The organism is Rhodanobacter caeni (assembly GCF_039523575.1).
In the GTDB taxonomy this organism is placed as follows: domain Bacteria; phylum Pseudomonadota; class Gammaproteobacteria; order Xanthomonadales; family Rhodanobacteraceae; genus Rhodanobacter; species Rhodanobacter caeni.
The window spans coordinates 1-14,250 of the sequence record NZ_BAAAFO010000006.1 but is presented as its reverse complement, the minus strand read 5'-3'; the positions used below and the strand labels follow the sequence as shown (position 1 = coordinate 14,250).

Annotated in this window: 4 protein-coding genes; all 4 read left to right on the top strand. The window is 69.1% G+C overall.

Annotated elements, in window-relative coordinates; genetic code table 11:
• Positions 1-11 precede the first annotated feature (11 nt).
• The gene (locus ABD017_RS16305) at positions 12-3,686 is read left to right on the top strand and encodes a protein kinase domain-containing protein (protein WP_343883870.1); all 3,675 of its coding nucleotides are present in this window, start codon (positions 12-14) and stop codon (positions 3,684-3,686) included.
• Positions 3,683-4,012 carry a hypothetical protein gene (locus tag ABD017_RS16300; RefSeq protein ID WP_343883868.1) on the top strand — a complete coding sequence of 110 codons (330 nt, stop codon included), beginning with the start codon at positions 3,683-3,685 and terminating at the stop codon, positions 4,010-4,012. Before ABD017_RS16305 ends, ABD017_RS16300 begins: the two co-directional genes overlap by 4 nt.
• Positions 4,013-4,171: 159 nt before the next feature.
• On the top strand, positions 4,172-6,178 hold the full coding sequence (locus ABD017_RS16295; RefSeq protein WP_343883927.1) for a ShlB/FhaC/HecB family hemolysin secretion/activation protein: 2,007 nt from the start codon (positions 4,172-4,174) through the stop codon (positions 6,176-6,178).
• Between the two features lie 11 nt (positions 6,179-6,189).
• Positions 6,190-14,250 (top strand): two-partner secretion domain-containing protein (locus tag ABD017_RS16290; protein WP_343883867.1); only part of this gene is annotated, 8,061 nt, incomplete at its 3' end.

The following is a 14,250-nucleotide window of genomic DNA, read 5'->3' as shown; positions in this document are numbered from 1 at the left end:
AAGACGTATCCATGAAAGCCCTTGCCGAACTGATCGCCGCCTACCAGGCCGGCACGCTGAAACTGCTGGCGTTGTTCAACGCCGTGGCGGCGCGCGGCCCGCAGGCGGAGGACGACCACCGCGCCGAGGTCGCGCTGGTCGAGCAGATGGAAGCGGACGGCACGCTGGAAGCGGACATCGCCCGCGCGCTGGTGGCCAGGCTGGTCAAGCTGCAATCGCCGCCGGCCGCCGCCGAGGCCGAGGCCAGCGACGACGCCACCGTGATCAAGCCCGCCTCGCGGCCACCCGTGGCCGACGATGCCACCGTGGTGCAGCCCGCCTCGCGCCCCGCCGCCCCGCCCTACGACGATGCCACCGTGGTGAAGCCGGCCTCGTGGTCGCCACCGCAGGACGGCTCGCAGACCGGCACCCAAGGCCGCACCGGCACCGGCACGCACTCCAACAGCACCTTCAATGCCGACACCTGGCAGCGCGTGGCCGACGCCGAGGGCGGTGACTACGCCACCGTGGGCATGCTGCTGAAAGGCCGCTTCCTGTTGGAGCGCGAGATCGGCCGCGGCGGCATGGGCGTGGTGTTCCTGGCGCGCGACGAGCGCAAGGTCGAGGCGCGCGACCGCGATCCGTACGTGGCGGTGAAGGTGCTGAACGACGAGTTCCGCCGCCACCCCGATTCGCTGATTTCGCTGCAGCGCGAATCGCGCCGCTCGCAATCGCTGGCGCACGACAACATCGTGCGCGTCTACGACTTCGACAAGGACCGCACCATCGTCTTCATGACGATGGAGTACATCGACGGCAGCGACCTGAAGACGCTGATCCGCGAGCGCGCCTACAACGGCCTGCCGCTGGCCGAGGTGCGGCCGCTGATCGAGGGCATGGCGTGGGCGCTCAAGCGCGCGCATTCGGCCGGCGTGGTGCACTCGGACTTCAAGCCCGGCAACGTCATGGTCACCCGCGACGGCGTGCCCAAGGTGTTCGACTTCGGCATCGCCCGCGCCGGCAAGCACATGGGCGACGCGGTCGGCGAGCAGACCGTGTTCGACGCCGGCACGCTGGGCGCGCTGACCCCGGCCTACGCCAGCCTGGAGATGATCCGCGGCGCCGAGCCGACGCCCACCGACGACATCTACGCGCTGGGCTGCGTGGTGTTCGAGCTGCTCACCGGCAAGCACCCGTTCGACAAGGTCAGCGCCGAGGTGGCGCTGAAGGAAGGCCGCAAGCCACCGCCGGTACCGGGGCTCAGCCGGCGCCAGTACAAGACGCTGTGCGACGCCGTCGCCTTCCATAGCGAACAGCGCCTGAAGAGCGCCAGCGACCTCATCGAGGGCCTGCGCGAGGTGGGCTGGCGCGAACGGCTGGGGCCGTACCTGGCCTATGGCGGCGTCGCTGTCGTGCTGCTGGCCGCCGGTGGCTGGGGCGTCGCGCGCTACCTGCACGAACAGCAGGTGCGCCGGGTGATCGCCGGCTTCACCATCACCGATCCGCAGCATTACCTCAACGAAGACCAGGCGCTCACCGCGTTCGACCGCCTCGGCGACGACGACCGCCTGCGCATCGTGGCCGACCAGGGCGATGCGATCCAGAACTTCCTGCTGAGTCGCGTCGATGCGTACTGGAACCCCGACCAGGGCCGCTACGCCTACGCCCGCGCACTGCACGTATTCGAGCTGCGCGACCGGCTGAAGCTGTACTCGCCCGCGCTCGACCTGAAGCGCAACACCATCGAGGAGCAGAAGAACGCCCTGCTGAATACGCTGGACACGCAGCTGTCCCAGCGCATCGACCAGGGCGCGATCTTCGATGACCAGCCCGACAGCGCGGTGGCCACGCTGAAGCAGATCCGCGCCATCGATCCCGACAGCAGCCTGCTGAAGAACGGCGAGCTGGAGTTGAAGTACGACAGCGCCATCGGCCAGTCGTTGGCGGCCGGCCGGCTCGACGAGGCCGGCGCGCGGCTGAAGCTGGCCAGCCAGCTGTTTCCCGCCTCGGCGCGGCTGCAGCGGCGCCAGGCGCAACTGGCCAGCCTGAACCAGACCGCCGCCGCGGCCGCCGCCGCGTCGACCAGCCACGTCGCGCAGACCGTGCCGCAGGCACGCCAGGCGCTGGCCGATCTGCTGGCCAAGCCGACCATGGATGGCCAGTGGCAGGCCGCTGTCGCCGACGCGATGGTCACGCTGAAAAACGACAACGCCCCCGAAACCCGGCGGCTGGTTGACGCGCTGGCCGACGCCATCGCCACCGCCACCGCCCGCCAGAGCGACCCGCTGCACCTGGCCCGCGCCGGCGAACTGGTGGCCTTTGGCCTGCGCTACGCGCCGGATGCCAAGCCGCTGCTGGCGCAGCGCGATCGCATCGAGGCGTTGCAGCACCAGCAGCAGGCGCAACTCGACCAGGAAAGCGTGGCGGCCGAGGTCACCTCGCGCATCGAATCGCTCAAGCGCGCGGCCGCGGCCGGGGATACGGCCAAGGCGCAGGAGTCGCTGGCGCGGATCCAGGCGCTGCAACCGGACAACGCCTTCCTCAAGCACGACGGCCCGCAACTGGTCGCCGATGCCTACCTCGGCAAGGCGCGCGAGGCGTTTCGCAAGGGCCGCGACAGCACCGCCACCTCGGTACTGGCCCAGGCCACCCAGGCCCTGGGTGATCGCGCCGACCTGCGCCATGCCAGTGCCCGCTACGCGCTGGCCTCGGCCCTGGCCAAGGCGCGCGGCAAGACCGTCGCGGCGGCCGATGCCCAGCGTCTGGGCGGCCAGCTGGCCGAGCTGCGCCGCGTCGATGCCGACGGGCTGGACCAGCTGGAAGCGGACATGAAACTGCGCGGCCAGCTGCCCGAGGGCAGCCTGTCGCGCGCACTCGACGCCTTGAAGACCGGCGCCACGGCGCCGTCACCAGTACCCGCTCCTGGCGCCGCGCCCGGCACCGCGGTGGTATCGGCACCGGCGCCGACCGCCGCCACGCCCGCCGCCGCGCCCCGCAAAGACACCACGCCGGCGGTCGCCGCGGCCAAGGCGCCCGTGGCCGGTACGGCCACCGCGGTGCCCGGATCGGCACCGGCCAGCGCCGACCCCTGCGGCCAGCCCGCGCTGGTCGGGCAGGGGCGCAGCTGTTTCGACCCGATCGCCGGCAAGCGCGGCCCCAGCCTGGTGGTGGTCAGCGGCGTCGGCGGCGGCAAGCCCTACGCGATCTCGCGCACCGAGATCACCGTCAACGAGTTCAACCGCTTCTGCGCGGCCAGCGGCAAGTGCGCGGCCATCGCGGTGGCCGATCGCGAGAGCGGCAACCTGCCGGTCAGCAACATCACGCTGGCGCAGGCCCGCGCTTATGCCGCGTGGCTGGGCAGCGCCAGCGGCTACGTCTATCGGCTGCCCACCGATGCCGAGTGGATGCATGCCGCGGAGGCGGGCGCGGGCTGGAAGCAGGCGCCGGACAGCAACTGCGTGCCGCCGGGCGCCAGCGACGATGGCACCGCCGGCCCGATCTCGGCGCGCGGGCGCGAGCCCAACCCTTGGGGCCTGGTCAACCTGACCGGCAACGTGTGGGAATGGGTGAGCAGCGGCGGCAGCACCATGGTGCGTGGCGGCAGTTTCACCAGCTACTGGTCCGACTGCACGGTGGCCAGCCACCGCCAGGATGCGGGCGCGGCGGCGAAAGACGTGGGTTTCCGGATTGTCAGGGAATTGAAATGACCGAGCAGGAACGAAGGGCCAACCAGGAGCTGCATGCGCTCGACGAGGCGCACCGGCTGGGGCGGATCACCCGCGAGGACTACCGCGCGCGTCGCCGCCAGGTGCTCGGCGCCCTGTGCGACAGCAATGGGGTCACCGCGCGCAACGCCATCGCGCCGCCGCCGGCCGGCGCGCGGCGCCAGGCCGCAGACACCACGGCGCCCGGCGAGGCGCTGAACATGCTGTTTCCGGCACGCTCGAGCCAGACCCGTAAATACCTGATCGCCCTGGCCGTGGGTGCGGTGGTCTGCGCGTTGCTGCTGTATGCGTTGCTGCACGGGAAATGACGCGGTGCAGTGGATTTGTGGCGGCGCAGCACGGCCGCTGACCGAATTTTCCGCCGTTTGACGCATTAGCAGAAAACGGCCCGGATGTACCACGAGGGCATGGCAGTTTCTGGCCATCAGGCTGCCAGGATCAACGATTACAAGGGGAATGTCGTGCGGATTGCTTGCCTGGCAGGGGCGTTGGCGCTGGCCTTGAGCGGCACGGTGCGGGCGCAGGATACGGCGCCGCCGGTCACGGCGCCGCAGGATGGCGCGGGCGCCGCCTCCCCGGACATGGCCGCGCCGCAGATCCTGGTCAGCGGCATCGCACCCGGCGATGCGGCCGCCGCCGCGGCCGCGCAACAGGCCATCGACACCGAGTACCGGAACGCCCTGGCCGCCGCTGGTGCCACCACCCTCAACCCCGCGCAATGGCAAATGGTGGCCGACAAGGTGACTGCCGTCCTGCAGCAGGCTGGCCACCCCGGCGCCCGCGCCTACCTGGCCAGCCAACTGGTGGCGTTTCGCCCGCATGCGCCGGCCGCGGCGGCGCAAACCGCTCCCACCGCTGCGCCGCCGGCGGACAAGGTGGTGCCGCCGGTGCGTGAGCGCGACACCGACGCGGCCATGTCGCAACGGATCGCCGTGCGCGGCTTCCGCGTGCAAGGTGTCGGCAGCCACCCCGACAACGAGATCACGCCCGCGTCGATCCAGGCGCTGGCCGACGCCCAGTTCAAGGCGCTGGGCGGCGGCGAGGGCGCGCCGGCACAGCTGGATTTCACCCAGCTGCAGGAGGTGGCGGACAAGATCACCGCGCGCTACCGCAGCGCCGGCTTCATCGTGGCCACGGCGTTCCTGCCCGCGCAGACCGTGGGCGACGACCAGCTCATCGAGATCCGGGTGCTGGAGGGCACCATCGGCAAGATCATCGTCAAGGGCGCCAAGCGTTACCGCCCCGGCGTGATCGCCGCGCCGGCGGAGAAGCTGCGCGGCAAGCCGCTGCTCAAGAGCGCCGTCGACACCGCCTTGCTGTACGACCGCGACCTGCCCGGCGTGTCGGTGACCTCCACCTTCCAGCCGGGCGCGCAAACCGGCGAAACCGACCTGGTGATGGTGGCGCGCGAGGCGAAACGGCCGTTCACCTTCACCACCGGCGCCAACAACTACGGCAACGAGCTGACCGGGCGCTACCGCGCGCAGCTGGGCGCCACCTGGCTGAGCCCGCTGGGCATCGGCGACAGCCTGGCCGCGAACGTCGACTACGCTTTCAACCCGCGCAACAACGTCTACGGCTCGCTGGTCTACCGCGCGCCCACCGTGGTGGTGCCGGGGCTCAGCGCCGTGGTCGGCGCCACCCGCAGCGCGATGCAGATCAACACCGGCAGCTTCACCGCGCTGGGCGTGAAAGGCCCCAGCTCGCTGTATTTCGGCGGCGCGGACTGGGCCTTCGTCAACACCGACACGCTGAAGCTGCAGGGCACGCTGCGCTACATCAAGGAGCAATCCAGGCTCAGCAGCGTGGGCATGACACTGTCCGACGAGCGCTTCGACGTGGCCGAGCTCGGCTTCGGCATGAACCACACCGACCAGCGCTTCCACGGCATCGACCTGCTGCAGCTGGCCGTGCGCAAGTCGGTGAAGGATCGTTCGCGCCAGCCCGACCTGGTCAGCCCGGATCACGCCAGCAGCTTCCTCAGCGCCAGGCTCTCCTATACCCGCCTGCAGTTTCTTACCGATCGGCAGCGGCTGTATTTCAAGCTGGCCGGCCAGTTCAGCAATGACGCGCTGATACCGCTGGAGCAATTCGGCCTGGGCGGCCCCGACAGCGTGCGCGCCTACCCGATCTCCGAAGGGCTGGCCGATCGCGGCTATTTCAGCTCGCTGGAATACCACGTCGATGCGCCCGGCTTCGGTGACAAGGTGTCGCCGTTCTACGGCCGGCCGTGGCGGGAATTGCTGGAGTTCGAGGCCTTCGTCGACTACGGCAAGGGTTATCCCGCCGGCGCCAACCGCCACAACAACACGCGCTCGGTAACCCTCAACGGCGTGGGCGCGGGGCTGATCTTCCGCCTGCCGCAATTCCACCAGTTCGAATTCCACCTCGACGGCTCGGTGCCGACGAGTCGGCAGCGCGCCTCCGACGACAACGGCTACCACATCTATTCGCGCTTCGGCTTCACGTTTTGACGGGTGACACCATGAACAACACTATCGACGCGAAGACCCGCACCCCGCACGCCGCCAGCTTGCCGCCGCACGCCGCGCGGCTGCGGCGCAAGCTGTTGCCGGTGAGCCTGTCGCTGCTGCTGGCCAGCCCGTTCGTGTTCGGTGGCGAAGCGATGGCTGCCGCCGTGGGCGCCACCACCGGCCCCACCGGCGGCACCGTGGTGGGCGGCATCGGCAGCATCGTGCAGAACGGCGCCAACACCGTCATCAACCAGAACTCGGCCAGGCTGGCGCTGGACTGGCAGACCTTCAACGTGGGCAAGGATGCCTCGGTGAAGTTCAACCAGCCGTCGTTCAACGCGGTGGCGCTGAACCGCATCCTGGACCAGAACCCCAGCCAGATCTTCGGCCACGTCAGCTCCAACGGCCAGGTGTTCCTGATCAACACCCACGGCATCATCTTCGGCGCCAGCGCGCAGCTGAACGTGGGCGGCCTGATGGCCAGCACGCTCGACCTCACGCCCAAGGACTTTCTCGCCAGCCGCTACAACCTCGACGCGCACGGCGAGCGCGCCGGCATCGTCAACCACGGCCTGATCCAGGCGGCCAGCGGCGGCTCGGTGAGCCTGGTCGGCGGCAGCGTCGCCAACGACGGCGTGATCCTGGCCAACTACGGCCGCATCAACCTCGACGGCGCCGATCGCGCTGTGCTCGATTTCGACGGCAACGGCCTGATCAACATCCAGGTCACCGGCGCGCTGAAACAACGGCTGGACGGCAGCGAGGCGGCGGTATCCAACCGCGGCACGCTGAAGGCCGATAGCGGCACCGTGGTGCTGCAAGCCTCGGCCGCGAAAGACCTGTTCACCAACCTGGTCAACAACAGCGGCGTGATCGACGCCGGCGGCATCAGCACCCAGGGCGGCGTGGTGCGGCTGGTGGCGGCGGGCGGCAACACGGAAAACAGCGGTGCCATCAACGTGTCCGGCGCGCAGGGCGGCAGCGTGCAGTTGCTCTCGGACCAGAACGTCAGCGTCACCGGCCATGTCGATGCCTCCGGCAGCCATGGCGGTGGCAGCATCCGCGTGGGTGGCGGCTACCAGGGTGGGGAAGGGTTGCAGGCCGCGGCGGTCACGTACGTCGGCCCGGGCGCGAGCTTGAACGCCGACGCGGTGGATTCCGGCAATGGCGGTTCGGTGGTGCTGTGGTCGAATACCGCGACCGGCTTCAAGGGCAGCATTAGCGCCCGTGGCGGAGCAGCCGGCGGCAACGGCGGCATGGCCGAAGTGTCCAGCCTTGGCTACCTGGCCTTCGACGGCTTCGCCGACCTGCGTGCACCGCACGGCGCGTGGGGCACGCTGCTGCTGGATCCGAACGACATCACCATCAGTGATGATGTCGATGCCAACCCGGTGGCACCGGGCGGCTTCGACGCCAGCGGTGCCTTCACGCCAGGGGATGCCACCGCCGCGTCCACCATCAACACGGCAACCATCGTCACCCAGCTGGGCAGCAGCGACGTCAACATCAAGACGACCGACGGCGATATCACCGTCGTCAACGGTTTCACCTACAACGGCGACAACGACCGCACATTGACGCTGGATGCCTTCGGCACGCTGACGTTCAAGAACGGTGCCGTCATCCAGTCCACCGGAGGAACCGGCGGCACGCACACGCTGGGCGGCGATCTGACGGGAACCGGCGGCGTCGTTTTCGAGGCTGGCTCCAGCTTCATCACCAACGGCGGTGACCTGGCCGTCAACGGCGGCGCGTTCACGCTCGATGGCGCACTCGATGCCGGCGCGGGCACGGTCACGCTGGACTCGAGCGATGCGATCAGCCAGACCGGTGGTGTCATCACCGCGGGCACGCTGACCGGCAGCTCCGTGGGCGCGACCACGCTGGATGGAACCAACGCCGTCGATGCGCTGGGCGATTTCAGCGCGGCCAGTTTCTCGCTGACCAATGGCGCCGCGCTGACCATCGCGGGCGACATCGTCGCGGGCGACCCCGGCGATGCGGGCGCCGATCCGGTGGTGCCACCCACCGCGGGCAACATCACGCTGAGTGCCACCGGCGCCCTCACGCAGGGCACCGGCAGCAGCCTGACCAGCAACGGTGGCGATATCTCGCTCACCGGCAGTGCGATGAGCTTGAGCGGCACGCTCGACGCCAGCAATTCGGACACCACCGGCGACGTGAGCCTGGCCAGCACCGCCGGCGGCTTGTCGGTGCAGGACATCACCGGTGATACGGTGAGCCTGAATGCCACGGGCGGTGGGATAACGCAAACGGACGGCCTCATCACGGCGGCCACGCTCACCGGCAGCGCCACGGGCGACGTCACCCTCAACCGCTCCACCAACGCCATTGCCACACTGGACGATTTCAGCGCGGCCAATATCTGGGTGGCCAACAGCACCGGGCTCACCCTTGCGGGCAACATCGTTGCCGGCGACGCGGCCGGCACACCGGTGGTGCCGGGCAACATCACGCTGAGTGCCGGCGGCGTCATCACGCAAAACGCCGGCACCAGCCTGGTCAGCAACGGTGGCGATATTTCCCTCACCGGCAATGCCGTGACCTTGAGCGGCACGCTGGACGCCAGCAATCCGGACATTACCGGTGATGTGACCTTGACCAGCGGCGGCGGCGGCTTGTCGGTGCAGGACATCACCGGCGACACGGTGACCATGAACGCCACCGGCGGCGGAATCACGCAAACCGACGGTGTCATCACGGCGGCCACGCTCACCGGCAGCGCCGCGGGCGATGCCACGCTCAACCGCTCCACCAACGTGATTGCCAAGCTGGATGGTTTCAGCGCGGCCAATATCTCGCTGGCCAACAGTACGGCGCTGACCCTCGCGGGCAATATCGTTGCCGGCGATGCGGGCGCTACGCCGGCGGTGGCGGGCAACATCACCCTGAGTGCCGGCGGGGTCATCACGCAGGACGCCGGCAGCAGCCTGGCGAGCAATGGTGGCGACATCTCCGTCACAGGCAGCGCCGTGACCTTGAATGGCACACTGGACGCCAGCAATCCGGACACCACCGGCGACGTTAGCCTGACCAGCAGCGCCGGCGGCTTGTCGGTGCAGGACATCACCGGCGACACGGTGACCATGAACGCCACCGGCGGCGGAATCACGCAAACCGACGGCCTCATCACGGCGGCGGTGCTCACCGGCAGTGCCTCGGGCGACCTCACACTCAACCGGTCCACCAACGTCATCGCCGCGCTGGACGATTTCAGCGCGGCGAATATCTGGGTGGCCAACAGCACGTTGCTCACGATCGCGGGCAACATTGTTGCTGGCGATGCGGGCGGCACGCCGGTGGTGCCTGGCAATATCACGCTGAGTTCCGGCGGCGTCATCACGCAGAGCGCAAGCAGCAGCCTGGCCAGCAATGGCGGCGATATTTCCATCACCGGCAGTGCCACGGGTCCAGGCTCCACCTTGATCCTGGACGGCACGCTCGACGCCGGCAGCGGCGCGGTCAGTCTGTCCACCGCAGCCGGCGATCTGACGCTGGGTGGCGACGTGACGGGTGCCACGGTGACCCTGATCGCCGACAATGGCAGCGTCGATGGCGTGGATGGCTCCATCAAGCAGACCGCAGGCAGCATCACCGCCACCGATGTCACGCTGAACGCCACCGGCGGTGTGCAACTCGGCCAGATCGATGCCGCGAACATGGAGGTGAGCGCCGCCGGCGACATCACCCAGCTGGGTGGTGCAAGCGATGCGCTGCTCATCAGCGGTACCTCGCACTTGGACGCGGGCGCGCATGCCATCACGCTGGACAACACAAGCAACCACTTCACTGGTGCGGTAAGCCTCACCAACAGCGGCGCCCACGATGTCACGCTGGACAACGGCAGCAACGCGCTGGTGCTGGGCAACCTGCAGGTAGGCAGCGGCACGCTGACGGTCTCGGGCAAGGGCATCACGCAGGCGGCCAGCACCGCGATCACCCAGGCGGCGACTGCGGGCGCGGCGCAGTTCGACGCCGGGGCCGGCGCGCTGCAGCTGGGCAATGCCAACACGCTCACCGGGGCGGTAAGCCTCGCCAACAGCGGTGCCAACAACGTCACCCTCAACAACGGCAGCAACGCGTTGACGCTGGGCACGTCCACGCTGGGCAGCGGCACGTTCAACCTCGCCGGCACCGGGCCGACCACGCTGGCGGGCAACCTCACTACCAGCGGCGGCGCGATCACCTTGTCCGGCCCGGTGACGTTGGGCGCGGCCAGCACCGGCATCAACACGACCGGTGGCGGCGCGACGACGGGCGCGGCGATCACCTTCAGCGGCACGGTGGATGGTGCGTCCACGCTGACGTTGAATGCCGGCACGGCAGGCGCGGTCACGCTGGACGGCGCCGTTGGCGCCACCACGGCCCTGACTGGTCTCGATGTGACGGCAGGCAGCTTCAGCGCGAAAGCGCTGAACATCGGCAGCGGCGGCCTGGCGGTCACGACCCAGGCCGGCGACATCACGCAGGGCGGCGCGTTCACGGTCGCGGGCACCTCGAGTTTCGACGCGGGCGCACATGCCATCACGCTGGACAATGCCGGCAATCATTTCACCGGCGCGGTGAGCCTCGCCAACAGCGGCGCCAACAACGTCACGCTCGACAATGGCAGCAATGCGTTGGTGCTGGGCGACGTGCAGGTAGGCAGCGGCACGCTGACGGTATCGGGCGTGGGGATCACGCAAGCGACCGGCACGGCAGTCACCCAAACCGCGGGTGCGGGTGCGGCGCAGTTCGACGCCGGAGCCGGCGTGCTGCAACTGGACAACACCAACACCCTCACCGGTGCAGTAAGCCTCACCAACAGCGGCGCCAACGGCGTCACGCTCGACAACGGTTCCAACGCGCTGGTGCTGGGCGACGTGCAGGTAGGCAGCGGCACGCTGTCGGTGTCGGGCGTGGGGATCACGCAAGCGACCGGCACGGCGGTCACCCAGGCGGCGAGTGCGGGTGCGGCGCAATTCAATGCCGGGGCCGGCGTGCTGCAACTGGACAATGCCAATACCCTCACCGGTGCGGTAAGCCTCGCCAACAGCGGTGCCAACAACGTCACCCTCAACAACGGCAGCAACGCGTTGACGCTGGGCACGTCCACGCTGGGCAGCGGCACGTTCAACCTCACCGACACCGGGCCGACCACGCTGGCGGGCAACCTCACTACCAGCGGCGGCGCGATCACCTTGTCCGGCCCGGTGACGTTGGGCGCGGCCAGCACCGGCATCAACACGACCGGTGGCGGCGCGACGACGGGCGCGGCGATCACCTTCAGCGGCACGGTGGATGGTGCGTCCACGCTGACGTTGAATGCCGGCACGGCAGGCGCGGTCACGCTGGACGGCGCCGTTGGCGCCACCACGGCCCTGACTGGTCTCGATGTGACGGCAGGCAGCTTCAGCGCGAAAGCGCTGAACATCGGCAGCGGCGGCCTGGCGGTCACGACCCAGGCCGGCGACATCACGCAGGGCGGCGCGTTCACGGTCAGCGGCGCGTCGAGTTTCGATGCGGGCGCGCATGCCATCACGCTGGCCAATACCGGCAATCATTTCACCGGCGCGGTGAGCCTCGCCAACAGCGGCGCCAACAACGTCACGCTCGACAATGGCAGCAACGCGCTGGTACTGGGTGACGTGCAGGTAGGCAGCGGCACGCTGACGGTATCGGGCGTCGGTATCACGCAAGCGGCCGGCAGCGCTATCACCCAGGCGGCGGGTGCGGGTGCGGCGCAATTCAATGCCGGGGCCGGGGTGCTGCAACTGGGCAACGCCAACACGCTTACCGGTGCAGTAAGCCTCAACAACAGCGGCGCCAACGACGTCACGCTGGATAACGGTACCCACGCGTTGACCCTGGGCACCTCCACGCTGGGCAGTGGTGCCTTCAGCCTGGAGGGCAGCGGCCAAACGACCCTGGCCGGCGACCTCACCACGAGTGGTGGCGCGATCACCTTGTCCGGCCCGGTGACCCTGGGTTCGTCCACCACCGGCATCCATACGACCGGAGGCGGTGCGACGACAGGCGCGGCGATCACTTTCGACGGCGCGCTGGACGGCGCCTCCGGCCTGACCCTGGACGCCGGGACGGCGGGCGTGGTCACGCTGGGTGGCGCGGTGGGCGCCAGCACGGCCCTGACCGGCCTTACCGTCACCGCGGGCAGCTTCAGCGCGAACGCGCTGAACATCGGCAGTGGTGGCCTGGCGGTCACCACCCAGGCTGGCGACATCACTCAAGGCGGTACGGGTGCGTTCACGGTGGCGGGGACGTCGAACTTCACCGCCATGAACGGGCATCAGATCACGCTGGACAACACCGACAATGATTTCCAGGCTGGCGTTACGGCAACGGGTACCGGGGTGTCGATCACCGACACCAACGACCTCACGATCGATGCCTTGAACAACGGCAGCAACGGCACCGTGAGCCTGATCGCCGGCGGTGCGCTGCTGCTGCCCACCGGTGCGATCGACACCGGCACTGCTGATCTGACGCTGGCGGCCAACGGCGGCACATTGACCGCGCCCGGTGCGCTGAGCGGCGCCAACGTAACGCTCAGCGGTCAAGGCGATATCACCCTGAGCGATGCCGTGACGGCCACGGGAACCTTGAGCCTGACCAGCCTTGGCGGGCTGATCAAACAAGAGGCCGGCAGCCTCACGGCCGCGGAGCTCACCGGCAGTTCAGTCGACAGCACACAGCTCGACGGCACCAACCATATCGCCAGCCTGGGCAATTTCACGGCCAATGGTTTCAGCCTGACCAACAGCCAGGGGCTGTCGGTCACCGGCGTGGTCGACGGCGGCGCCAGCACGGCGCTGACCACCACCAGCGGCGACCTGACGATCGACGGCACGCTCAAGGGCACGACGGTCACGCTCACCTCCGCGGGCGCGATCGGCGAAGACACCACCGGGGTGATCGACGCGACCACGCTGAAGGGCAGTTCGCAGGGCGACACCGTGCTTGATGGTGCCAACCTGGTCGACACGCTCGACAATTTCAGCGCGGCCAACTTCACCCTGGTCAACGCGCAGGGCCTGGCGACGACCGGCGCGCTGACGACGACCGGCGGCACCGGCAGCATCAGCCTGACCACGAGCAGCGGTGCCCTGAGCCTTGGCAGCAACCTGAGCGGTGGTGCCATTTCGCTGGATTCGGCCGACAGCCTCGCGCTGGCCAAGGACATCACCGGTACCACGGTCGAGCTGATTTCTTCCGGCGGCGGCATCAGCCAGAGTGCAGGCATCATCACGGCCGGCACGTTGAGCGGCAGTGCCGCGGACAGTGTCGCGCTGGGCCAGCTCAACCAGCTGGCGGCGCTGGGCAATTTCGACGCCGATGGGTTCAGCCTGACCAACGGCGCCGCCCTGGCCGTGAGCGGTGTGGTCGACGGCGGTGGCAGCACCGCGCTGACCACGCAGGCCGGCGACCTCACGATCAACGGTACGCTCCGCGGCACGACCGTCACGCTCACCTCCGCCGGCGCGATCGGCGAAGGCGCCACCGGCGTGATCGAGGCGGCCACGCTGACCGGCACATCGCAGGGCAACACCGTGCTGGGCGGCGCCAACCGGGTCGACGCGCTGGGCAATTTCGACGCGGCCAACTTCAGCTTCGTCAACGCGCAGGACCTGGCGGTGAACGGTGCGCTGACGACGGCCGGCGGCGCCGGCGGCATCAGTCTGAAGACCAGCAGCGGCACCCTGGGCGTGAACAGCGACCTGACGGCATCAGCCGTCACGCTGGATTCGGCCGACGATCTGGCGCTGGCCCACGCTATCGATGCCTCCGTGGTGGCGTTGGCCGCGGGCGGCGATATCAGCCAGAGCAGCGGCGTCATCACGGCCGGCACGTTGACCGGCCAGTCCACCGGCACCACCACCCTGGGCGGCGCCAACCTGGTCGGCACGCTGGGCAGTTTCAAGGCGAGCAACTTCAGCCTGGTCAATGCCGCGGGGTTGTCCGTCAACGGCCCGCTGCAGATCACCAGCCCCAGTGGCGGCGTCAGCCTCAAGACGACGGCGGGGATACTGAAGGTCAATTCGGTGCTGAGCGCA